Source organism: Paraburkholderia sp. ZP32-5 (assembly GCF_021390495.1).
Lineage (GTDB): Bacteria > Pseudomonadota > Gammaproteobacteria > Burkholderiales > Burkholderiaceae > Paraburkholderia.
Map to the genome: position 1 here is coordinate 1,369,046 of NZ_JAJEJP010000001.1, position 23,600 is coordinate 1,392,645.

The 23,600-nt window shown below is 61.3% G+C and carries 22 protein-coding genes and 1 tRNA gene; 21 read left to right on the forward strand and 2 right to left on the reverse strand.

Going from position 1 to position 23,600, the window contains the following annotated elements; translation table 11 throughout:
• Positions 1 to 110 precede the first annotated feature (110 nt).
• Positions 111 to 1,658, forward strand: a complete 1,548-nt coding sequence (locus tag L0U82_RS05820) for a 2-isopropylmalate synthase (protein ID WP_233829109.1) — start codon at positions 111 to 113, stop codon at positions 1,656 to 1,658.
• A gap of 145 nt (positions 1,659 to 1,803) precedes the next feature.
• On the opposite strand, the gene L0U82_RS05825 is transcribed toward L0U82_RS05820, so the two are convergent.
• Positions 1,804 to 2,352, reverse strand: a complete 549-nt coding sequence (locus tag L0U82_RS05825) for a hypothetical protein (RefSeq protein ID WP_233829110.1) — start codon at positions 2,350 to 2,352, stop codon at positions 1,804 to 1,806.
• A gap of 186 nt (positions 2,353 to 2,538) precedes the next feature.
• Between L0U82_RS05825 and L0U82_RS05830 the strand changes: the two genes are divergently transcribed.
• Positions 2,539 to 3,966, forward strand: a complete 1,428-nt coding sequence (locus L0U82_RS05830) for a branched-chain amino acid ABC transporter substrate-binding protein (protein WP_233833152.1) — start codon at positions 2,539 to 2,541, stop codon at positions 3,964 to 3,966.
• A 267-nt stretch (positions 3,967 to 4,233) separates the two neighbouring features.
• Positions 4,234 to 4,506, forward strand: coding sequence for a 30S ribosomal protein S15 (rpsO, locus tag L0U82_RS05835; RefSeq protein WP_233829111.1), 273 nt, complete (start codon positions 4,234 to 4,236; stop codon positions 4,504 to 4,506).
• 29 nt (positions 4,507 to 4,535) lie between these two features.
• Here the strand turns inward: rpsO and L0U82_RS05840 are convergent, their stop codons facing one another.
• On the reverse strand, positions 4,536 to 4,691 hold the full coding sequence (locus L0U82_RS05840; RefSeq protein WP_233829113.1) for a hypothetical protein: 156 nt from the start codon (positions 4,689 to 4,691) through the stop codon (positions 4,536 to 4,538).
• Between the two features lie 164 nt (positions 4,692 to 4,855).
• On the opposite strand from L0U82_RS05840, the gene pnp reads away from it, so the two are divergent.
• The 18 genes from pnp to L0U82_RS05930 all read left to right on the forward strand — a co-directional run bounded on the left by pnp (position 4,856) and on the right by L0U82_RS05930 (position 23,590).
• Complete coding sequence (gene pnp / locus L0U82_RS05845) at positions 4,856 to 6,991, forward strand: polyribonucleotide nucleotidyltransferase (RefSeq protein WP_233829114.1); 2,136 nt, start codon at positions 4,856 to 4,858, stop codon at positions 6,989 to 6,991.
• Positions 6,992 to 7,222: 231 nt separating this feature from the next.
• Positions 7,223 to 8,239, forward strand: a complete 1,017-nt coding sequence (locus tag L0U82_RS05850) for an NAD(P)H-quinone oxidoreductase (protein WP_233829115.1) — start codon at positions 7,223 to 7,225, stop codon at positions 8,237 to 8,239.
• A 161-nt stretch (positions 8,240 to 8,400) separates the two neighbouring features.
• Positions 8,401 to 9,183, forward strand: a complete 783-nt coding sequence (tpiA, locus tag L0U82_RS05855) for a triose-phosphate isomerase (protein ID WP_233829116.1) — start codon at positions 8,401 to 8,403, stop codon at positions 9,181 to 9,183.
• Positions 9,184 to 9,265: 82 nt separating this feature from the next.
• Positions 9,266 to 9,655, forward strand: a complete 390-nt coding sequence (secG, locus tag L0U82_RS05860) for a preprotein translocase subunit SecG (RefSeq protein WP_233829117.1) — start codon at positions 9,266 to 9,268, stop codon at positions 9,653 to 9,655.
• A gap of 112 nt (positions 9,656 to 9,767) precedes the next feature.
• Positions 9,768 to 9,852: transfer RNA gene (locus tag L0U82_RS05865), tRNA-Leu, on the forward strand.
• A 161-nt stretch (positions 9,853 to 10,013) separates the two neighbouring features.
• A complete protein-coding gene (locus tag L0U82_RS05870; protein ID WP_075296569.1) occupies positions 10,014 to 10,373 on the forward strand; it encodes an NADH-quinone oxidoreductase subunit A in 360 nt (119 codons plus the stop codon).
• A gap of 62 nt (positions 10,374 to 10,435) precedes the next feature.
• Positions 10,436 to 10,915, forward strand: coding sequence for a NuoB/complex I 20 kDa subunit family protein (locus tag L0U82_RS05875; protein WP_006052903.1), 480 nt, complete (start codon positions 10,436 to 10,438; stop codon positions 10,913 to 10,915).
• A gap of 22 nt (positions 10,916 to 10,937) precedes the next feature.
• Positions 10,938 to 11,540, forward strand: coding sequence for an NADH-quinone oxidoreductase subunit C (locus L0U82_RS05880; protein WP_233829118.1), 603 nt, complete (start codon positions 10,938 to 10,940; stop codon positions 11,538 to 11,540).
• 9 nt (positions 11,541 to 11,549) lie between these two features.
• Entirely contained in the window at positions 11,550 to 12,803 is a 1,254-nt protein-coding gene (locus tag L0U82_RS05885; RefSeq protein WP_233829119.1) for an NADH-quinone oxidoreductase subunit D, read from the forward strand.
• A gap of 133 nt (positions 12,804 to 12,936) precedes the next feature.
• Complete coding sequence (nuoE, locus tag L0U82_RS05890) at positions 12,937 to 13,422, forward strand: NADH-quinone oxidoreductase subunit NuoE (protein ID WP_233829121.1); 486 nt, start codon at positions 12,937 to 12,939, stop codon at positions 13,420 to 13,422.
• Entirely contained in the window at positions 13,419 to 14,747 is a 1,329-nt protein-coding gene (gene nuoF / locus L0U82_RS05895; RefSeq protein ID WP_233829123.1) for an NADH-quinone oxidoreductase subunit NuoF, read from the forward strand. The genes nuoE and nuoF overlap by 4 nt, the downstream gene beginning before the upstream one ends.
• A gap of 126 nt (positions 14,748 to 14,873) precedes the next feature.
• Positions 14,874 to 17,207, forward strand: coding sequence for an NADH-quinone oxidoreductase subunit NuoG (gene nuoG, locus L0U82_RS05900; protein WP_233829125.1), 2,334 nt, complete (start codon positions 14,874 to 14,876; stop codon positions 17,205 to 17,207).
• On the forward strand, positions 17,208 to 18,272 hold the full coding sequence (gene nuoH, locus L0U82_RS05905) for an NADH-quinone oxidoreductase subunit NuoH (protein WP_233829127.1): 1,065 nt from the start codon (positions 17,208 to 17,210) through the stop codon (positions 18,270 to 18,272). It begins immediately after the preceding gene.
• Between the two features lie 15 nt (positions 18,273 to 18,287).
• Positions 18,288 to 18,776 (forward strand): NADH-quinone oxidoreductase subunit NuoI, encoded by a 489-nt coding sequence (gene nuoI, locus L0U82_RS05910; RefSeq protein WP_233829128.1) that lies wholly within the window; start codon positions 18,288 to 18,290, stop codon positions 18,774 to 18,776.
• 200 nt (positions 18,777 to 18,976) lie between these two features.
• On the forward strand, positions 18,977 to 19,669 hold the full coding sequence (locus L0U82_RS05915; RefSeq protein ID WP_233829129.1) for an NADH-quinone oxidoreductase subunit J: 693 nt from the start codon (positions 18,977 to 18,979) through the stop codon (positions 19,667 to 19,669).
• Between the two features lie 20 nt (positions 19,670 to 19,689).
• The gene (nuoK, locus tag L0U82_RS05920; protein WP_007588140.1) at positions 19,690 to 19,995 is read left to right on the forward strand and encodes an NADH-quinone oxidoreductase subunit NuoK; all 306 of its coding nucleotides are present in this window, start codon (positions 19,690 to 19,692) and stop codon (positions 19,993 to 19,995) included.
• A 17-nt stretch (positions 19,996 to 20,012) separates the two neighbouring features.
• Entirely contained in the window at positions 20,013 to 22,085 is a 2,073-nt protein-coding gene (nuoL, locus tag L0U82_RS05925; protein ID WP_233829130.1) for an NADH-quinone oxidoreductase subunit L, read from the forward strand.
• Between the two features lie 14 nt (positions 22,086 to 22,099).
• Positions 22,100 to 23,590 carry an NADH-quinone oxidoreductase subunit M gene (locus tag L0U82_RS05930; protein WP_233829131.1) on the forward strand — a complete coding sequence of 497 codons (1,491 nt, stop codon included), beginning with the start codon at positions 22,100 to 22,102 and terminating at the stop codon, positions 23,588 to 23,590.
• Positions 23,591 to 23,600 lie beyond the last annotated feature (10 nt).

Consider the following 23,600-nt stretch of genomic DNA (forward strand, 5'->3'; position numbering starts at 1 on the left):
GCCGTCTGTTCCGGTCATGCTCTACGTGGCCGCGCTGCGCCGGCGGCGGCGCTAATCCGCACATTCCAGATCCGATCCCCACATCTGAACGACTCCCGAGGAGACCCGACATGTCCGACAAACTGATCATTTTCGACACCACGTTGCGCGATGGCGAGCAATCGCCCGGCGCATCGATGACGAAGGAAGAAAAGATCCGCATCGCGAAGCAGCTCGAGCGAATGAAAGTTGACGTGATCGAGGCCGGTTTCGCGGCAAGCTCGAATGGCGACTTCGATGCGATTCAGACGATTGCGGGCCTCATCAAAGACAGCACGATCTGCTCGCTTGCCCGCGCGAACGACAAGGACATCCAGCGTGCCGCCGACGCGCTCAAGCCGGCCGAGCGCTTCCGTATTCACACGTTCATCGCGACGTCGCCGCTGCACATGGAAAAGAAGCTGCGCATGACGCCGGAGCAGGTTTTCGAGCAGGCGAAACTCGCGGTGCGTTTCGCACGCAAGTTCACGGACGACGTCGAATTCTCGCCGGAAGACGGCAGCCGCTCGGATATGGACTTCCTGTGCCGCGTGCTCGAAGCGGTGATCGCCGAGGGGGCGACCACGATCAACATCGCAGATACGGTGGGCTACGGCGTGCCGGAACTCTACGGTCAGCTCGTGAAGACGCTGCGCGAGCGCATCCCGAACTCGCACAAGGCGGTGTTTTCGGTGCATTGCCATAACGACCTCGGCATGGCGGTGGCGAACTCGCTGGCCGGCGTGCAGCTTGGCGGCGCGCGCCAGGTCGAATGCACGATCAACGGTCTCGGCGAGCGCGCGGGCAATACGTCGCTCGAAGAAATCGTGATGGCCGTGAAGACCCGCAAGGACTATTTCGGTCTGGATGTCGGTCTCGACACGACGCAGATCGTGCCGGCGTCGAAGCTCGTCTCGCAGATCACCGGCTTCGTCGTGCAACCGAACAAGGCGGTGGTCGGTGCGAATGCGTTTGCGCACGCGTCCGGCATCCACCAGGACGGCGTGCTGAAGGCGCGCGACACCTACGAAATCATGCGTGCGGAAGACGTGGGCTGGAGTGCCAACAAGATCGTGCTCGGCAAGCTGTCGGGCCGCAACGCGTTCAAGCAGCGCTTGCAGGAACTCGGCATCGCGCTCGATAGCGAAGCCGAACTGAACACCGCATTCGCGCACTTCAAGGAACTGGCCGATCGCAAGGCCGAGATCTTCGACGAAGACATCATCGCGATCGTCAACGAGGAATCGGCCGAGGCGCACGAGAAGGAGCACTACAAGTTCCTGTCGCTGTCGCAGCATTCGGAAACCGGTGAGCAGCCGCACGCGAAGATTGTGTTTTCGGTCGAGGGCAAGGAGATTACCGGCGAAGCGCGCGGCAACGGGCCGGTCGATGCAACGCTCAATGCGATCGAAACTGAGGTGGGCAGCGGCTCCGAACTGCTGCTGTATTCGGTCAATGCGATCACGACCGGTACGCAGGCACAGGGCGAAGTGACGGTGCGGCTGTCGAAGAGCGGGCGCATCGTCAACGGTGTGGGCACCGATCCGGATATCGTCGCGGCGTCCGCGAAGGCGTATATCTCGGCACTCAACAAGCTGTATTCGAACGCGGACAAGCTGAATCCGCAGCGTTCGGAGTAACGCGAGTGCGGCGCGCCTGCCGCGCGCCGTGCCGAAATTGACGCAAGCAGAATGAAACTCGGTTCCTTGCCGGAAAAATAAAAAGACCACCTACAAAGGTGGTCTTTCAGCATCCTGACGCTATACGCTCTAAAGGCATTCCCGCTTAGAACAGGCTGCGGCGATCGGGATCGTGCAGCGGGTCCGGAGTCTTCTGCGTCGTGCGCAGGATGCCCTGATCGTCGAAGTAGAAGCTGTACAGCATGTACCAGACGTTGTCTTCGAGATAGCGATAGGTCCAGACTTCGCGCTTCATCAGCGGGAAGTACGACGTTTCGACCGGGCGGCCGAAGTTCACCAGCACGTCGCTGCGCGTCCATTTGCCGATCTCGGCACGGTAGAACTCGTTGGGCTGCAGCACTTGACGCACGCTGACGATCTTGCCGGCTGCGTCGATGTCGGCGGCGGTGGTGGTTTCGCCCATCGGCTGGGTCGGCCACATCAGACGCTTGCCGCCGTCGGGCAGGTCGTAGGTCTCACGTGGTGGCCCGAGGCGCGCGACGATCGTCGATGCGTCCGCTCCCTGTTGATATTGCTGCCACGGTTGCGCGCAGCCGGCAAGCGCAAGCGCGCTCAGGCAAATGAGCGCGGCTCGGCGCAGACCCCGGGCCGGCATCGTGATTGAGGCCGCCGTGCGGTGGTGGCGGTTCAGCATGTATTCCTCCGATGGCGTTTGAGTAGCGGTTTTTATCATCGAGACACATCATTTTGACACGCGCTGTGCCAAAAGAAGTGCGCTTCGTGAGCGTGCACCGCTGCCAACCATAACGGATGAGCCGGCTTGCCTATTCCGCGCGCGGCGTCCTATGATCCGCGCTTCGAAGATTCGGGCGGGGCAGTCATGATGGCGATGTGGCGAAGGACGGCGGCGGTTGCGCTGACGGCGATTTCGATGGCGGCGCAAACCGGCGTTGCCGGGGCGGCGAATCTGCACACGAGCGCCAGTTCGGCGTCTGTCGGGTCTGCCGGGCAGGGAGGCAATCCGTCCGCGGCCCACATGGCGGGCCACGCGGCGGCCCCAACGACCTCCACGGGCCTTCAGGCCGCAAGCCCGTCCGGCAAGCCCGTGAGCAAGCCCACCGGTACGCCGATCCAGCTTGCGTTGATCGAAGGCGTGTCCGGGCCGTTCGCGAACGCGGGCGCGGCAGTCGAGCGCAATCTGCGCTTTGGCGTCGAGCAGGTGAATGCGCACGGCGGCGTGAAACTCGCGGATGGTGCGCATCCGTTCGAACTCGTCGTGTTGGACAGCAAGGGCAGCACCGAGGAAGCGCTCACGCAACTGCGCGCTGCCGCCGACCGCCACATTGGCTACATCCTGCAAGGCAACAGCTCGGCGGTCGCCGCCGCACTGATCGGCGCGATTGACAAGCAGAACAGCCGCGAGCCGGACAACCGCGAACTGTTCCTCAACTATTCCGCCGACGATCCGGCGCTCACCAACGCGAACTGCAGCTTCTGGCATTTCCGTTTCGATGCTCACGCGGGCATGCGCATGGCGGCGCTCGCCGATGTGATCGAGCGCGACAAGGCGGTCAAGAAGGTTTATCTGCTGAACCAGGACTACAGCTTCGGCCATGACGTCAGCAACCTCGCGCGCTCGGCGCTGGCGGCGAAGCGTCCTGACATCAGCGTGGTCGGCGACGAGTTTCATCCGATCGGGCGCGTGAAGGACTTCGCGCCCTATATCGCGAAGATTCGCGCGAGCGGCGCGGACGCGGTGATCACCGGCAACTGGGGCAACGATCTGACGCTGCTCGTGAAGGCAGCGCGCGAGCAGGGGCTCGACACGAAGTTCTACACGTTCTATGGCAACAGCCTCGGTGCGCCGGCCGCGCTGGGCGACGCGGGCGTCGGTCATGTGATCGCAGTCGCCGACTGGCATCCGAACGCGGGCGGCGCGGCTTCCGATGCCTGGTACGCGGGGTTCCGCGCACGTTTCCCGGCCGCACAGGACGACTACCCGGTGCTGCGCATGCCACTGATGATCGAAACACTGGCCGCCGCGATGACCCGGGCCGGGAGTGCCGATCCGACGGCGGTCGCTAAAGCGCTCGAGGGGATGCGCTTCGACAACGGCTTTCACGTGTCATGGATGCGCGCCGACGACCATCAGCTGATCCAACCCCTTTACGTGATGGAGATGGGCAAGGCCGGTACACCAGGCGTGCGTTTCGACAACGAGGGCTCAGGGTATGGATTCCGCACGGTGCTGGCGTTGCCGGCCGAGCGCACGGTCTTGCCCACCACCTGCCGGATGTCGCGCCCTTGATGCCGACGTTTGGCAGCAAGACTGCCGGCTCATAGCGGATGAACGCGTCGCTGACAGGTTTGGGTGCGATGCCCGATCCGTCGCATCAGCCAAGGGTTCGCGGCCGAAAGGGCCTGTGCTACAATACGCGTCCCGTTCTGGGGAGGGTTCTGACTTCTGTCGGAAACTCGGCCAGAAGCGGGGTGCAGCAAGTTACGAAAAACAACGGGTATTCCACGGCACGGCCATTCTTCCGTGACCGCCTGTCTAGTTATTAAGGAAATCGACATGTCCGCAGTTGAAACCAGCAAGAAGTCCGAAGTCGTCGCGCAATTCGCTCGCGCAGCCAACGACACCGGCTCCCCCGAAGTCCAGGTCGCGCTGCTCACGACCCGCATCAACGAACTGACCGCTCACTTCAAGGAGCACACCAAGGACCACCACAGCCGCCGCGGTCTGCTGCGCATGGTGAGCCGCCGCCGCAAGCTGCTCGACTACCTGAAGGGCAAGGACGCGGATCGTTACCGCAGCCTGATCGAGAAGCTGGGTCTGCGTAAGTAATCGGCCAGTCGTTCAGCAAGATGCCTGTGTCAGTTATCGCTGATACAGGCATTTTGTTTTTGCACGGCGCGCTTCATGTGATGCGCGCCGCCTGCGATCCGCGGCGTATGCCGGTTCGCGCGGCATAAGCAGGCAAGCAGTATCGGCAGTAAAAAGCGCAGTATAGAAAGCAGCAACAGAAACATGGCCGGGCTTCAGGGCGGAGTTTTGTGTCATTCCAGCGGTTCGCGCGTAGTGAACGTCGCGCGTGATTCTCTGGAATGGCATAACACGACTCTTCCCATGTGGCGCCGGTCCCGGCGTTGCCGCGCCGCTTCCGGTCCGCGCGGCATAACGATGAGGAAAAGCAATGACTATGTTCAACAAGATCGTCAAAGAGTTTAAGTGGGGGCAGCATACTGTCCGCCTCGAAACCGGTGAAATCGCTCGTCAGGCGAGCGGCGCGGTAATTGTCGATGTCGAAGACACCGTGGTGCTCGCCACCGTGGTCGGCGCGAAGACCGCGAAGCCCGGTCAGGACTTCTTCCCGCTTACCGTCGACTACCTCGAAAAGACCTACGCAGCCGGCAAGATCCCCGGTGGCTTCTTCCGCCGCGAAGGCCGTCCGTCGGAAGGCGAAACGCTGATTTCGCGCCTGATCGATCGTCCGCTGCGTCCGCTGTTCCCGGAAGGCTTCTACAACGAAGTTCAGGTCGTGATCCACGTCCTGTCGCTGAACCCGGAAATTCCCGCCGACATCCCCGCGCTGATCGGCGCGTCGGCGGCGCTCGCAGTGTCCGGCCTGCCGTTCAACGGCCCGGTCGGCGCGGCACGCGTGGCTTACATCAACAACGAATACGTACTCAATCCGACGCGCCCGCAAATGAAAGAGTCGGCGCTCGACCTCGTCGTCGCCGGTACGGAACGCGCGGTGCTGATGGTCGAATCGGAAGCGCAGCAACTGAGCGAAGAAGTGATGCTCGGTGCCGTGGTGTTCGGTCATGAGCAGATGCAGATCGCGATCGATGCGATCCATGAACTGGTCCGCGAAGGCGGCAAGCCGGAGTGGGACTGGCAGCCGGCAGCGAAGAACGAAGCGCTGATCTCGCGCGTGACGGAACTGGCTCAGGGCGATCTGCTCGCCGCTTACCAGATCCGCGACAAGCAGGCGCGTTCGACCAAGCTGAAGGAAGTCTACGCAGCGACCTCGGCGAAGCTCGAGGAAGATGCGGCGGCGAGCGGTACCGCGGCGGCCGACAAGGCGACCGTCGGCAACGTGCTGTTCGACATCGAAGCGAAGATCGTCCGTACCCAGATCCTGAACGGCGAGCCGCGTATCGACGGCCGCGACACGCGCACCGTGCGCCCGATCGAAATCCGCACTGGCGTGCTGCCGCGTACCCACGGCTCGGCGCTGTTCACGCGCGGCGAGACGCAGGCGCTGGTGGTCGCGACGCTCGGCACGAAGGGTGACGAGCAGAGCATCGACGCGCTCGAAGGTGAGTACCGCGAACGCTTCATGCTCCACTACAACATGCCGCCGTTCGCGACCGGCGAAACGGGCCGCGTCGGTTCGCCGAAGCGCCGAGAAATCGGTCACGGCCGTCTCGCGAAGCGCGCGCTCGTCGCGTGCCTGCCGAGTGCCGACGAATTCGGCTATTCGATTCGCGTCGTGTCGGAAATCACCGAGTCGAACGGTTCGTCGTCGATGGCTTCGGTGTGCGGCGGCTGCCTCGCGCTGATGGACGCCGGCGTGCCGATGAAGGCGCACGTTGCCGGCATCGCGATGGGCCTGATCCTCGAAGGCAACCGCTTTGCGGTGCTGACCGACATCCTCGGCGACGAAGATCACCTCGGCGACATGGACTTCAAGGTTGCGGGTACGGAACAAGGCGTGACCGCGCTGCAGATGGACATCAAGATCCAGGGTATCACCAAGGAAATCATGCAGGTCGCGCTCGCGCAGGCGAAGGAAGGCCGCATGCACATCCTCGGCAAGATGACGTCGGCTGTGTCCGGCGCGAACACGCAACTGTCGGAGTTCGCACCGCGCATGATCACGATCAAGATCAATCCAGAAAAGATCCGCGACGTGATCGGTAAGGGCGGCTCCGTGATCCGCGCGCTGACCGAGGAAACCGGCACGACGATCGATATCTCCGACGACGGCGTTGTTACCATCGCGAGCACGAGCAGCGAAGGGATGGCCGAAGCGAAGAAGCGTATCGAGAACATCACGCTGGAAGTCGAAGTGGGCCAGGTCTACGAAGGCACCGTGCTCAAGCTGCTCGATTTCGGCGCGATCGTGAACATCCTGCCGGGCAAGGATGGTCTGCTGCATATTTCCGAAATCGCCAACGAGCGCATCAAGGACATCAACGACTATCTGAAGGATGGCCAGCAAGTGAAGGTCAAGGTCATCCAGACGGACGAGAAGGGCCGTGTGCGTCTGTCGGCGAAGGCATTGCTGAACGACGCGCCGCAAGGCGAACCGACTCCGCAGTAATGCGGTAAAAGAAAACGGCCGGCAGCGTGCAAGCGCGCCGGCCGTTTTTCATGCAGGATGGATTGCGTTGCAGATCTCAAACGCGACGCGGCCGGTCGCGGTGGGTATTCTGCTTGCATGCGGGACAGCGCGAGGCTGCCGGCGGTGTGCTTCACGGCTGAGTTCGCAGCGGCAAAGCGGCAGGTGGCGGCAACGGGTAGGCAACGCAATCCAATCTTGGAGTTGACGCAGATGAAAGCGATCGAAATCACCGAATTCGGTGCGCCTGAAGTCCTCAAGCTGGCGGAGCGTCCGATGCCGCAGCCCAAGGCGGGCGAGGTGTTGATCAAGGTGGCGGCGTCCGGCATTAACCGTCCGGATGTGTTTCAGCGCAAGGGCGGCTATGCACCGCCGCCGGGTGCCTCGGATCTGCCGGGACTCGAAGTGGCGGGCGAAATCGTCGGCGGAACGATCGACGAAAAGAACAACCCGTTCGGCCTGAAAATTGGCGATCGTGTGTGCGCGCTGCTGGCGGGCGGAGGGTATGCGGAATACGCCACCGCGCCGCTGCTGCAGTGCCTGCCGGCGCCGGCCGGTCTGTCGGATGTGGAGGCGGCATCGCTGCCCGAGACCTTTTTCACGGTCTGGAGCAACGTATTCAACCGTGCGCAGCTCGGTAAAGGCGAGGGCGGCCCGAACGAAACTCTGCTCGTGCAGGGCGGCTCGAGCGGCATCGGCGTGACGGCGATTCAGATTGCGCATGCGCTGGGTTTTCGCGTGTTCGCGACCGCGGGGTCCGACGAAAAGTGCCGCGCATGCGAAGCACTCGGCGCCGAGCGGGCAATCAACTACAAGACTGAAGATTTCGTCGAGGTGATCAAGTCTCTGACCAACGATCGGGGCGTCGACGTGATCCTCGACATGGTGGCCGGCAACTACGTGCCGCGCGAACTTTCGGCGCTCGCCGATGGCGGGCGCATCGTGCTGATTGCGCTGCTCGGCGGCGCGAAGGCGGAGCTGAATCTGAACGAAGTATTGCGCCGCCGTTTGGCGGTGACTGGCTCGACACTGCGTCCGCGGCCGATCGAGTTCAAGGCGCAGATCGCCGCGCAACTGAAGGAGCATGTGTGGCCGCATATCGAGGCTGGCCGAATCAAACCGGTCGTGCATCGCGTGTTTCCGGCTGCGCAGGCCGCCGAGGCGCATGCATTGATGGAGAGCAGCACGCACGTGGGCAAGATCGTGCTGACGTGGGGTCAGGACGCTTGACGCCATCGGTTTGACCCGATCCGACCCACGAAGTAAAATTGCGCATTTTGCGCGCGCCGGATGACTCCGACGAGCGGGCTGCGAGCGTCAGCAAATCGTCAGTCGCGAATGGCGGCGATCCGCGAGCGAAGTCCGCCGGCAAGACAGGACAACACGAGACGATGTCGAAACAACAACGAGCCAAACTGGTAGTCGGTAACTGGAAGATGCACGGGCGGCTCGCCGCGAATGCCACGCTGCTACAGGCAGTGGCGCAAGGTGCGGGCGACTTGCCCGCCGACGTGCGCGTTGGCGTGTGCGTGCCAAGTCTCTATCTCGCGCAGACACAGTCGTTGCTGGAAGGTAGCCGGGTCGTGTGGGGCGTGCAGGATGTTTCCGCGTTCACGCATGGTGCCTATACGGGCGAAGTAGCGGCGCCGATGGTGACGGACTTTGGCGCGACGTTCGCGATCGTTGGGCACTCTGAGCGTCGCGCGTATCACCGTGAAAGTGCCGAGTTGGTCGCGGTGAAAACACAGCGTGCGCTGGACGCCGGTTTGACGCCGATTGTCTGTGTCGGCGAAACGCTTGAGGAGCGTGAAGCCGGGGCAACCGAGCAGGTGGTCGGCGCGCAACTGGACGAAGTGCTGGCGAAGCTGTCGGCGCAGGAGGCGAGCCGGCTCGTTGTTGCCTATGAGCCGGTGTGGGCTATTGGCACGGGCAAGAGCGCAACCACGCAGCAGGCGCAAGCGGTGCACGCGTTTCTGCGCGCGCGTCTTGCGGCAAAGGGCGAGGCGGTCGCCGACGTGCCGTTGCTGTACGGCGGTAGCGTAAAACCGGAAAACGCGGAAGAGCTATTCCGTCAATCCGATATCGACGGCGGCCTGATCGGCGGCGCGTCGTTGAAAGATCAAGATTTCCTGGCGATCTGCAAGGCTGCCGCCGCAACGAGCGCGGCTGGTTGAGCGGGTCGCCTCGACGAGGGTGACTCCATTTCGCGCAACACGCTGTGTGCGGCGCGGTTAAATAAAGACTCAGGTGAGTGTGATGCTGTATTTGAAAACATTGATTATCGTCGTTCAGTTGTTGTCGGCACTTGGGGTTATCGGTCTCGTTTTGCTGCAGCACGGTAAAGGCGCCGATATGGGCGCTGCATTTGGCAGCGGCGCGTCCGGCAGTCTGTTCGGCGCGACCGGTTCGGCCAACTTCCTGTCACGTACGACCGCAGTGCTCGCCGCACTGTTTTTCGCGACGACGCTTGCGCTTACTTACCTCGGTGCGTACCACGCCAAACCTTCTGCTGGCGTGCTGGGCGCGGCGACGACCGCACCGGTTACTGCACCAGCGGCGGCTTCCGCTCCGGCTGGCGGTTCGGCTCCTGTGGCGGCGGTACCGGCTTCGCCCGTGTCCGTTCCTGCTACGGGCGTGCCGAAATAAATTTTCGTTCGGCGTGGCTTTGTGCGTTGAACAAACTGTTTAAACAAGTTACAATTCAAGTCTTGAAGCGATTCGCGGGTTTTATAAGTTGTTTTCCCGGATTGCATAGAGTGCCGACGTGGTGAAATTGGTAGACACGCTATCTTGAGGGGGTAGTGGCGAAAGCTGTGCGAGTTCGAGTCTCGCCGTCGGCACCAAATGTTATCTAAATGCCAGCCGTTTGCTTCGCTTCGGCTGGCATTTTCGCTTCTTGCGCGCAGCTTGCGTTGGGCTTGCATCATGTGCGCTGACGAAGTGATTTCGCGTTGGGGGTGCTATGCTCCTGACGGCACTCAGAACCAACCGATTGAGGATTGTCTTGAACCTCGCAGCCTATTTCCCCGTTTTGTTGTTCCTTATTGTGGGCACCGGTTTAGGCGTAGCACTGGTCAGTATCGGCAAGATCCTCGGTCCCAACAAGCCCGATACCGAGAAAAACGCACCGTATGAGTGCGGCTTCGAAGCATTCGAAGATGCGCGCATGAAGTTCGACGTGCGCTACTACCTCGTCGCCATTCTCTTCATCATTTTCGACCTTGAAACGGCATTCCTGTTCCCGTGGGGCGTGGCCCTGCGTGACATCGGCTGGGCCGGCTTCATGGCAATGATGATTTTCCTGCTCGAATTCCTGCTTGGCTTCGCCTACATCTGGAAGAAGGGCGGCCTCGACTGGGAATGATGGATTAATCGCCGGTTTGCGCGGGTGGCCAGGCTTGCTGCCCCGTCTGGAGTGGAAAGCAAATGAGTATCGAAGGGGTCTTGAAGGAAGGGTTTGTCACCACTACGGCGGACAAGCTGATCAACTGGACGCGCACCGGCTCGTTGTGGCCGATGACGTTCGGTCTTGCGTGCTGTGCTGTCGAGATGATGCATGCGGGCGCGGCCCGTTATGACCTCGACCGTTTCGGCGTGGTGTTTCGTCCGAGTCCGCGTCAGTCGGACGTGATGATCGTCGCCGGCACGCTGTGCAACAAGATGGCGCCCGCTCTGCGCAAAGTGTACGACCAGATGGCCGAGCCGCGCTGGGTGATCTCGATGGGTTCGTGCGCGAACGGTGGCGGTTATTACCACTATTCCTATTCGGTGGTGCGTGGCTGCGACCGGATCGTTCCGGTCGACGTTTACGTGCCGGGTTGCCCGCCCACAGCAGAGGCGCTGGTGTATGGCGTGATCCAGCTGCAAGCCAAGATCCGCCGCACCAACACCATCGCCCGTCAATAAGGCCAACGCCTTCCCCCACAATATGGCAAGCAAACTCGAGACCCTGAAAGCGAACCTCGAGGCGGCCTTTGGCGGCCTCCTGTCGAGCGTGACCGAGTCGGTCGGTGAATTGACGATCGTCGTCAAGGTGGGCAACTACCTTAACGTGGCAAAGCGTCTGCGTGATGACCGCTCGCTCGGTTTCGAGCAGTGCGTCGATCTGTGTGGCGTCGACTATCAGACGTACGCCGATGGCGCCTATGACGGTCCGCGTTTCGCGGCTGTGCTGCATCTTCTGTCGGTACAGAACAACTGGCGTTTGCGTCTGCGCGTATTCGCGCCGGACGACGACATGCCGATTCTGCCGTCCGTCGTGGAAATCTGGAATTCGGTCAACTGGTACGAGCGCGAGGCGTTCGACCTGTATGGCATCGTTTTCGAAGGCCACCCGGACCTGCGCCGTATTCTGACCGACTATGGTTTCATCGGTCATCCGTTCCGTAAGGATTTCCCGATCTCCGGTTATGTCGAGATGCGTTACGACCCGGAAGAGAAGCGCGTCGTCTATCAGCCGGTGACGATCGAGCCGCGGGAAATCACGCCGCGTGTGATCCGCGAGGATCGCTATGGTGGTCTGAAACACTAAGAGAACGTCATGGCAGAGATCAAGAACTACACGCTCAACTTCGGCCCGCAGCACCCGGCAGCGCACGGTGTGCTGCGTCTCGTGCTCGAACTCGACGGCGAAGTGATCCAGCGCGCCGATCCGCACATCGGTCTGCTGCATCGCGCGACCGAAAAGCTCGCCGAGACCAAGACATTCATTCAATCCGTGCCGTATATGGACCGCCTCGACTACGTGTCGATGATGGTCAACGAGCACGGCTACGTGCTTGCGATTGAAAAGCTGCTCGGCATCGACGTGCCGGTGCGCGCGCAATACATTCGCGTGATGTTCGACGAAGTCACGCGGGTGCTGAACCACCTGATGTGGATCGGTGCGCACGCGCTCGACGTTGGCGCGATGGCGGTGTTTCTGTACGCGTTCCGCGAGCGCGAAGACCTGATGGATGTGTACGAAGCGGTGTCCGGCGCACGGATGCACGCGGCTTACTATCGTCCGGGTGGCGTCTATCGCGATCTGCCTGACGCAATGCCGCAATACAAAGCTTCGAAAATCCGCAATGCGAAGGCATTGTCGAAGATGAACGAGACGCGGCAAGGTTCGTTGCTCGACTTCATCGACGATTTCTTCACGCGTTTTCCGAAGTGTGTCGACGAATACGAAACGCTGCTTACCGACAACCGTATCTGGAAGCAGCGTCTGGTCGGCATCGGCGTGGTCAGTCCGGAACGTGCGTTGCAACTTGGCATGACCGGCGCAATGCTGCGTGGCTCCGGCATCGAGTGGGATCTGCGCAAGAAGCAGCCGTATGAAGTCTACGACAAGCTCGATTTCGATATTCCGGTCGGCGTGAATGGCGACTGCTACGACCGCTATCTGGTGCGTGTCGAAGAAATGCGTCAATCCACGCGGATTGTGAAGCAGTGTATTGAATGGCTGCGTAAAAATCCGGGCCCGGTGATGACGACCAACCACAAGGTTGCGCCGCCGTCGCGAGTCGGCATGAAGTCGAACATGGAAGATCTGATCCATCACTTCAAGCTGTTCACCGAAGGCTTCCACGTGCCCGAAGGCGAGGCATATGCCGCCGTCGAACATCCGAAGGGCGAGTTCGGTATCTACCTGATCTCGGACGGCGCCAACAAGCCGTATCGCCTGAAGATCCGCGCGCCGGGCTATGCGCACCTGTCCACGCTCGACGAAATGGCGCGCGGTCACATGATCGCCGACGCCGTGACGATCATCGGCACGCAGGACATCGTGTTCGGCGAAGTGGATCGCTAGGACGTATTCATCGACGCGCGTCGCCGGTTATCGCACCGGCTCGCGCGTCAAGCAAAGGAACGCCGGGTCTGTCGCAGTATCACGTCAGCGGCAGGTTTTCGTTCGGTAGGAATTGAAAGAGTCGTGTCTGAAAATGATCTCAGCTGAAGGCCTGAAAGAAATCGATCGTGCGATCGCGAAGTATCCCGCCGATCAGAAACAGTCCGCCGTGATGTCGGCGTTGGCCACTGCTCAGGAAGAGCATGGCTGGCTGTCGCCCGAACTCATGCAGTTCGTCGCGGATTATCTTGGCATGCCGGCAATCGCCGTGCAGGAGGTGGCAACCTTCTACACGATGTACGAGACCTCGCCGGTCGGCAAGTACAAGATCACGCTCTGCACGAACCTGCCGTGCCAGCTCGGCCCGGATGGCGGCTCCGACAGCGCCGCTGAATATCTGAAGCAGAAGCTCGGCATCGACTTCGGCGAAACCACGTCCGACGGCAAGTTCACCTTGAAAGAAGGCGAATGCATGGGTTCGTGCGGCGACGCGCCGGTGATGCTGGTGAACAACCATCGCATGTGCAGCTTCATGAGCCGCGAGAAGATCGACCAGCTGCTCGAGGAACTTTCGAAATGACGTCTTTACACGATCGTCACATCAAACCGCTGATTCTCGCTGGCCTGAACGGCGATAACTGGCATCTCGAAGATTATGTGGCGCGCGGCGGTTACGTCCAGCTGCGCCGCATCCTGGAAGAAAAAATCCCCCCTGAGCAGGTGATCGCCGACGTCAAGGCGTCGGGTCTGCGCGGCCGTGGCGGTGCGGGCTTCCCGACCGGTCTGAAGTGGAGCTTCATGCCGCGTCAGTTTCCGGGCCAGAAGTACCTCGTCTGCAATTCGGACGAAGGCGAGCCGGGCACGTTCAAGGATCGCGACATCCTGCGCTTCAATCCGCATTCGCTGATCGAGGGCATGGCGATCGGCGCGTACGCGATGGGTATTACCGTCGGCTACAACTATATCCACGGCGAGATCTGGGAAGTCTATAAGCGCTTCGAGGAAGCGCTGGAAGAAGCGCGTCGCGCGGGCTTCCTCGGCGACAACATCATGGGCACGGGCTTCTCGTTCCAGTTGCACGCGCACCACGGTTACGGCGCCTATATCTGCGGCGAAGAAACCGCGTTGCTCGAATCGCTCGAAGGCAAGAAGGGTCAGCCGCGCTTCAAGCCGCCGTTCCCCGCGAGCTTTGGCGTCTATGGCAAGCCGACCACGATCAACAACACCGAAACGTTCGCGGCTGTGCCGTTCCTGCTCGCAGTCGGTCCGCAGAATTACCTCGAAATCGGTAAGCCGAACAACGGCGGCACGAAGATTTTCTCGATCGCGGGTGACGTCGAACGTCCGGGCAACTACGAAATTCCGCTCGGTACGCCGTTCGCCACGTTGATGGAACTCGCAGGCGGCATGCGCGGCGGCAAGAAGATCAAGGCCGTGATTCCTGGCGGTTCGTCGGCGCCGGTGATTCCGGGCGACATCATGATGCAGACCGACATGGACTACGACTCGATCGCGAAAGCCGGTTCGATGCTCGGTTCGGGCGCGGTGATCGTGATGGACGAGACGCGCTGCATGGTGCGCTCGCTGCTGCGTCTGTCGTACTTCTATTACGAAGAGTCGTGCGGTCAGTGCACGCCTTGCCGTGAAGGCACGGGTTGGCTGTATCGCGTCGTACACCGTATCGAGCATGGCCTTGGCCGCCAGGAAGATCTGGATCTGCTGAACTCGGTCGCGGAAAACATCATGGGCCGCACGATCTGCGCGCTCGGCGATGCGGCGGCCATGCCGGTTCGCGGCATGCTCAAGCACTACTGGGACGAATTCGAGTATCACGTCGCTCACAAGCATTGCCTCGTCGGCGGTCATGCCGGCACGGCGGCGGCGTCTGAGACTGTGGCGGCCTGAAGCGGCCGCCCGAGTCAGGCTGACGATAACTACCAGACGAACACCTCAACCGCGGGATTCATTGCCTGAAGCGGTGATGAAGAGGCGAACGATTGAGCGGTAACAGGTTAAGGAAGATTGACCATCATGGTTGAACTGGAAATAGACGGCAAGAAAGTCGAGGTGCCTGAAGGCAGCATGGTGATCCAGGCTGCGCATAAGGTCGACACGTACATTCCGCACTTCTGCTATCACAAGAAGCTGTCGATTGCGGCCAATTGCCGGATGTGTCTGGTCGATGTCGAGAAGATGCCGAAGGCCGTGCCTGCGTGCGCGACGCCGGTATCCGCCGGCATGATCGTTCGCACCAAGTCGGACAAGGCAGTGAAGGGCCAGCAGTCGGTGATGGAATTTCTGCTGATCAACCATCCGCTCGATTGCCCGATCTGCGACCAGGGCGGTGAATGCCAGCTGCAGGATCTGGCGGTTGGTTACGGCAAGTCGTCGTCGCGCTACAGCGAAGAAAAGCGCGTGGTGTTCCACAAGAACGTCGGCCCGCTGATCTCGATGGAAGAGATGTCGCGTTGCATTCACTGCACGCGTTGCGTTCGTTTCGGCCAGGAAGTCGCCGGCGTGATGGAGCTCGGTATGCTGGGCCGCGGCGAGCATTCGGAAATCACGTCGTTCGTCGGCAAGACGGTCGACTCCGAACTGTCGGGCAACATGATCGACCTGTGCCCGGTCGGCGCGCTGACCAGCAAGCCGTTCCGCTACAGCGCCCGTACGTGGGAACTGTCGCGTCGCAAGTCGGTGAGCCCGCACGATTCCGTCGGTGCGAATCTCGTCGTGCAGGTCAAGAACAATCGCGTGATGCGCGTGCTGCCGTTCGAAAACGAATCGATCAACGAGTGCTGGATTTCGGACAAGGACCGCTTCTCGTACGAAGGCCTCAACAGCCCCGAGCGTCTGACCAAGCCGATGCTCAAGCAGGGCGGCCAGTGGGTCGAAACCGACTGGCAGACCGCGCTCGACTATGTGGTCAAGGGCCTGAACGGTATCAAGGGCGATCACGGCGCCAATGCGCTCGCAGCGCTTTCCAGCGCGCACAGCACGGTCGAGGAACTGTTCCTTCTCAAGCAGATCGCTCAGGCGGTCGGCACGCCGAACGTGGACTTCCGTCTGCGCCAGTCGGATTTCTCGGCGCCCGCGACCGGCGCGCCGTGGCTTGGCACCACGATCGCCGAGCTGTCGAACGCCGACGCGGCGCTCGTGATCGGCTCGGATCTGCGTCGCGATCATCCGCTGCTCGCCGCGCGTCTGCGCCAGGCTGCACGCGGCGGTTCGAAGCTCACGCTCATCCAGGCGACCAACGACGATGCGCTGATTCCGCAAGCTCAACGCGTGGTTGCGGCGCCGTCGGCGTGGCTCGAAGCGCTGGCGGGCATCGCCGGCGCGGTTGGCGAAGCGAAGGGTGTCGCCCTGCCGGAAGCATTCGCTGGCACGCAGTCGACAGATGCGCACAAGCAGGTCGCGAACTCGCTGGTCACTGGCGAGAGCCGACTCGTGCTGCTCGGTAACGAAGCGGTTCGTCATCCGGATTTCGCGGCAATCCACGCCGCGGCGCAATGGATCGCCGAGGCGTCCGGCGCAACGCTCGGTTTCCTGACCGAAGCGGCCAACACGGTTGGCGCCCACCTCGTGGACGCGCTGCCGGGCAACGGTGGTCTGAATGCGCGCGAAGTGTTCGATCAGCCGCGCAAGGGTTATTTGCTGCTGAACCTCGAACCCGAATTCGATACGGCCAATTCGGCACAAGCGCTTGCCGCGCTGAAGCAGGCTGAGATGGTCGTCGTGATGTCGCCGTTCCAGACGGGGGCCGAATACGCAGACGTGCTGCTGCCGATCGCGCCTTACACCGAAACCGGCGGCACGTTTGTTAATGCCGAAGGCACGGTGCAGTCCTTCAACGGCGTCGTGCGTCCGCTCGGCGACACGCGTCCGGCATGGAAGGTCCTGCGCGTGCTGGGTAGTCTGCTGGGCGCGCCGGGCTTCACATACGACACAGTTGAAGAAGTGCGCGCGGCTGCGTTGGGCGACGGTGACCTGAGCCCGCGCCTGTCGAATCGCACGGGCGTCGCAGTGACGCAAGGCAAGGCTGCGAAGGTGGCGGAAGGCAAGTTCGAGCGTCTCGCGAACGTGCCGATCTATCATGCGGACGCACTCGTGCGTCGCGCCGAGTCGCTGCATCTGACCACGGCGGCCCGTACCGCGAACTCGGTCGGTCTGCCGGCTGCGCTGTTCGACAAACTGGGTTTGAAAGAGGGCGACGCAGTACGCGTTCGTCAGGGCGAGCAAACGGTGCAGTTGCCGGCCGTGCGCGACGCGAATCTTGCGGAGACGGTCGTCCGCGTATCGGCGGCTACGCCTGCCGGTGCGGCGCTGGGCAGCCTGTTCGGTGAACTGGTGGTGGAGAAGGCGTAAATGAGCTTGTTCGATACGATCAACTCGGGCGGCGCCCAGCTTCTCGGTGTGGCATGGCCCACGGTGTGGGCGCTCGTGCGCATCCTGGTGGTGGCCGTCGCGATCCTGCTGTGCGTCGCTTACCTGATCCTTTGGGAGCGTAAGCTGATTGGCTGGATGCACGTGCGTCTCGGTCCGAACCGCGTGGGTCCCGCCGGTTTGCTGCAGCCTATCGCCGACGTGCTGAAGCTGCTGCTGAAAGAAGTGATCCAGCCGGCCCAGGCAAGCCGCTGGGTTTACCTCGTCGCACCGGTGATGGTGGTGGTGCCGGCGTTCGCGGTGTGGGCGGTGATTCCGTTCCAGGCGGGCGCGGTGCTTGGCGACATCAACGCGGGTCTGCTGTACGCGATGGCGATTTCGTCGATCGGCGTGTACGGCGTGATCCTGGCGGGCTGGGCGTCGAACTCCAAGTATGCGTTCCTCGGCGCGATGCGCGCCGCCGCGCAGATGGTGTCGTATGAAATCTCGATGGGCTTCGCGCTCGTCGTCGTGCTGATGACGGCCGGTACGCTGAACCTGTCGGGCATCGTCGGTTCGCAGGAACATGGCTTCTTCGCGTCGCACGGCCTGAACTTCCTGTCGTGGAACTGGCTGCCGCTTCTGCCGATGTTCGTCGTGTACTTCATCTCGGGCATCGCCGAAACGAACCGCCACCCGTTCGACGTGGTGGAAGGCGAGTCGGAAATCGTCGCGGGCCACATGATCGATTACTCGGGTATGGCGTTCGCGCTGTTCTTCCTCGCCGAGTACATCAACATGATCGTGATCTCGGCATTGGCTGCAACACTGTTCCTTGGTGGCTGGAGCGCACCGTTCGGGTTCCTCGAGTTTATCCCGGGCATCGTCTGGCTCGTCGCCAAGGTTTTCTTCCTGCTGTCGGTGTTCATCTGGGCGCGTGCCACGTTCCCGCGCTATCGCTATGACCAGATCATGCGTCTGGGCTGGAAGGTGTTCATTCCGGTCTGCGTGGTATGGCTCGTGGTGGTCGGCTTCTGGATCATGTCGCCGTTGAACATCTGGAAATAAAGGGCGGACGAACTCATGACCGCAATCCAAAACTTCTTCAAGACTTTCTTCCTGACCGAACTGCTCAAGGGCCTCGCGCTGACGGGACGCTATACGTTCCAGCGCAAGTTCACCGTGCAGTTCCCGGAAGAGAAGACCCCGATCTCGCCGCGTTTTCGCGGTCTGCACGCGCTGCGCCGCTATGAGAATGGCGAGGAACGCTGCATCGCATGCAAGCTGTGCGAAGCGGTGTGCCCGGCGCTCGCGATCACGATCGAATCGGAAACGCGCGCGGACAACACGCGCCGCACGACGCGCTACGACATCGACCTGACCAAGTGCATCTTCTGCGGTTTCTGCGAAGAAAGCTGCCCGGTCGACTCGATCGTCGAGACGCACATTCTCGAGTATCACGGCGAGAAGCGCGGCGACCTGTACTTCACGAAGGAAATGCTGCTGGCCGTTGGCGATCGCTACGAAGGGCAGATCGCCGCCAACAAGGCAGCCGACGCACCGTATCGTTGAAGCGCGCTTTTCGTTTTCGGTTGATGCAGTAATCGCGGCAGTAAAAGCAGTAACACGGCCTGTTGTCGGGCCGAGCGCCGCGGCTTCGATGCCGCGGCACGGCGCACCTGTGCGGCAGTTCCGGCGGTTTCGCCCGCTGTTGCCAAGCACGCGTGCCAAAGAACAATGCCTGACGATGGCCTAACGATGAACCGGTAATCATGGAATTCACGACCGTACTGTTCTACATCTTCGCGCTGCTCCTGGTTGTCTCGGGGCTGAAGGTGATCACCTCGCGCAACCCGGTGTCGTCCGCACTGTTTCTGGTGCTGGCGTTCTTCAACGCAGCCGCGATCTGGATGCTGCTCGAGGCCGAGTTCCTCGCGATTCTGCTGGTGCTGGTCTACGTTGGCGCGGTGATGGTGCTGTTCCTGTTCGTCGTGATGATGCTGGACATCAATCTCGACGTGCTGCGCAAGGACTTCAAACGCTTCGTGCCGATGGCCACGGCGGTGGGCGCGATCATCGTGATCGAAACCGCGCTGATTCTGTGGCACGGCTACGGCGCGACCACCACGGCGCTGCGCGATACGACGGCGGTGGCGGGCGGTATGGGTGACTGGTCGAACACGCGCCTGATCGGCAAGATCATTTACACGGACTACATCTTCGCGTTCGAAATCGCGGGTCTCGTGCTGCTGGTCGCGATCATCGCGGCAATCGCGCTGACCACGAGCCACAAGAAGGACAGCAAGCGTCAGAACGTCAGCGCTCAGGTCAAGGTGCGAGCCCAGGACCGCGTGCGCGTCGTGAAGATGCCGTCAGAGAAGACCGCGGCGACCATCGCGGCGGAAGAAGCAGCCGCCGCGGCAGCAGCAGCGGCAGCCGACTCGGCACCGGCTAAGAACAGCTGAGCGGACAGGAGATAGAAATCATGTTGAGCCTTGCCCATTACCTCGTCCTCGGTGCGATCCTGTTTGCGATCAGCATCGTCGGCATTTTCCTGAACCGCCGCAACGTGATCATCATCCTGATGGCGATCGAACTGATGTTGCTCGCGGTGAATACCAATTTTGTCGCGTTCTCGCACTACCTGGGCGACGTGCACGGCCAGATTTTCGTTTTCTTCGTGCTGACAGTTGCGGCGGCGGAAGCAGCGATCGGTCTCGCAATTCTGGTGACCCTGTTCCGTAGCCTCGACACGATCAATGTCGAGGATCTCGATCAGCTCAAAGGTTAATTTCAGGAAAAGCGGTTATGTCCACGATACTCAATGAAAACCTGCTGCTGGCAATTCCGCTGGCACCGCTTGCGGGCTCCCTGATTGCCGGGCTGTTCGGCAAGGCGGTAGGGCGAGCGGGAGCGCATTCGGTCACGATCCTCGGGGTCGCTGTCTCGTTCATTCTGTCGATGATGGTCTTCTTCCAGGTGATGGACGGCGCGAGCTTCAACGCGACCGTTTATCAATGGATGTCGATCGGCAAGACGCAGCTCGAAGTCGGCTTTCTGGTCGACTCGCTGACCGCGATGATGATGTGCGTCGTGACTTTCGTGTCGCTGATGGTGCACATCTACACGATCGGCTACATGGCCGACGACGACGGTTACCAGCGCTTCTTCTCGTATATCTCGCTGTTCACGTTCTCGATGTTGATGCTCGTAATGAGCAACAACTTCCTGCAGCTGTTCTTCGGCTGGGAAGCAGTGGGTCTCGTGTCGTATCTGCTGATCGGCTTCTACTTCAAGCGTGAAAGCGCGATCTACGCGAACATGAAGGCGTTCCTCGTGAACCGCGTCGGCGATTTCGGCTTTCTGCTCGGCATCGGCCTGCTGTTCGCGTTTGCCGGTTCGATGAACTACGGTGAAGTCTTCGCGAAGCGTACCGAACTCGCGGCACTGAACTTCCCGGGTACCGACTGGGGTCTGCTGACGGTCGCCTGCATTTGCCTGTTCATCGGCGCGATGGGTAAGTCGGCGCAGTTCCCGCTGCACGTGTGGCTGCCGGATTCGATGGAGGGCCCGACACCGATCTCCGCGTTGATTCACGCGGCAACGATGGTGACGGCCGGTATCTTCATGGTCACGCGCATGTCGCCGCTGTTCGAACTGTCGGATACGGCGCTGTCGTTCGTGATGGTCATCGGCGCGATTACCGCGCTGTTCATGGGCTTCCTCGGCATCGTCCAGAACGACATCAAGCGCGTGGTGGCTTACTCCACGCTGTCGCAGCTCGGCTACATGACGGTCGCGCTGGGCGCATCGGCTTACTCGGTCGCCGTGTTCCACCTGATGACGCACGCGTTCTTCAAGGCACTGCTGTTCCTCGGCGCCGGTTCGGTGATCATCGGCATGCACCACGATCAGGACATGCGCAACATGGGCGGCCTGCGCAAATACATGCCGATCACGTGGATCACGTCGCTGGTCGGTTCGCTCGCGCTGATCGGCACGCCGTTCTTCTCGGGCTTCTACTCGAAGGACTCGATCATCGACGCGGTCAAGCTGTCGCATCTGCCGGGTTCGGGTTTCGCGTATTTCGCGGTGGTCGCCAGCGTGTTCGTGACCGCGCTGTATTCGTTCCGTATGTACTTCATGGTGTTCCACGGCAAGGAGCGCTTCCGCGGTCCGAAGCATCCGGAATCGCCGATGGGTATCGAAGCCGCGGCGCATGCGCATGACGCGCACGGCCACGACGATCACGGCCATGGTCACGGTCACGACGACCACGCGCACGAGCCGCACGAAACGCCGTGGGTCGTGTGGGTGCCGCTGGTTCTGCTGGCGATCCCGTCGATCGTGATCGGTGCGATCGGTATCGGCCCGATGTTATATGGCGACTTCTTCCAGCACGGCGTCGCGTTCGACAAGGTGATCTACATCAGCGACAGCCATCCGGCGCTGCAGGAGATGGCCGAAGAATTCCACGGCTGGGCATCGATGGGTCTGCACTCGGTGTCGGGCCTGCCGGTGTGGCTCGCGCTCGCGGGCGTGCTGGTCGCATGGTTCCTGTATCTGGTCCGTCCGGATCTGCCGGCTGTCATCAAGCGCGCATTCGGCCCGATCTATACGTTGCTCGATAACAAGTACTACATGGACAAGATCAACGAAGTCGTGTTTGCACGGGGCGCGGTGGCAATTGGCCGGGGTCTGTGGAAGGAAGGCGACGTCGTCGTGATCGACGGTATCGTCAACGGCAGCGCACGCTTTATCGGCTGGTTCGCGAGCGTGATCCGCTTCCTCCAATCCGGCTACATCTACCACTACGCGTTCGCCATGATTATCGGCATGCTGGGGCTCCTGACCCTGTTTGTAACGCTCGGCGGCAAATAAGGCGAGGGACACTAATGCACGCTTATCCGATTCTCAGCATCGCGATCTGGTTGCCGATTCTCTTCGGGCTTCTGGTCCTCGCGATCGGTAACGATCAGAACCCCGCGCCGGCGCGCTGGGTCGCGTTGATCGGCTCGGTCCTGAGCTTCATCGTAACGATTCCGCTGATCACCGGTTTCGATTCAAGTACCGCCGATCTGCAGTTCGTCGAACAGGCGAACTGGATCGAACGCTTCCACATCACGTATCACCTCGGCGTGGACGGCATTTCGATGTGGTTCGTCGTGTTGACCGCGTTGATCACGGTGATCGTCGTGATCGCCGGGTGGGAAGTGATCACGAAGAACGTCGGGCAATATCTGGCTGCGTTCCTGATTCTGTCGGGCATCATGGTCGGCGTGTTCAGCGCGGCCGACGGCATGCTGTTCTACGTGTTCTTCGAAGCGACGCTGATCCCGATGTACATCATCATCGGCGTGTGGGGCGGGGCGAACCGCGTGTACGCGGCGTTCAAGTTCTTCCTGTACACGCTGATGGGCTCGCTGCTGATGCTGGTCGCGTTGCTCTATCTGTACATCGAAACCGGCACGTTCGATCTCGCGACGTGGCAGCACGCGCAGATCGCGATGACGCCGCAGGTGCTGCTATTTATAGCGTTCTTCATGGCCTTCGCGGTGAAGGTCCCGATGTGGCCGGTGCACACGTGGTTGCCTGACGCGCACGTGGAAGCGCCGACCGGCGGCTCGGTGGTGCTGGCCGCGATCATGCTGAAGCTCGGTGCGTACGGTTTCCTGCGTTTTTCGCTGCCGATCACGCCTGACGCAAGCCATTTTCTCGCGCCGGTCGTCATTACGCTGTCGCTGATCGCGGTGATCTACATCGGTCTGGTCGCGATGGTGCAGGCCGACATGAAGAAGCTGGTCGCGTATTCGTCGATCGCGCACATGGGCTTTGTCACGCTCGGCTTCTTTATCTTCAACCAGCTCGGCGCGGAAGGCGCGATCGTGCAGATGATCTCGCACGGTTTCGTCTCGGGCGCAATGTTCCTGAGCATCGGGGTGCTGTACGACCGCATGCACTCGCGTCAGATCGCCGATTACGGCGGCGTCGTCAACATGATGCCGAAGTTCGCGGCATTCGCGATGCTGTTCTCGATGGCGAACTGCGGTTTGCCGGGTACCTCCGGTTTCGTCGGCGAATTCATGGTGATTCTCGCCGCTGTCCAGTACAACTTCTGGATCGCGGGCGGCGCGGCGGTCACGCTGATTCTCGGCGCGGCCTACACGCTGTGGATGTACAAGCGCGTGTACTTTGGCGCGGTCGCGAACGACCACGTGAAGAGCCTGCTCGACATCAACCGCCGCGAATTTTTCATGCTGGCAGTGCTCGCCGCACTGACGCTGTTCATGGGCCTGTATCCGAAGCCCTTTACCGATGTGATGCACGTATCCGTGGAAAACCTCCTGTCTCACGTTGCTCAATCGAAGCTGCCGTTGTCTCAGTAACGGCGAGCGG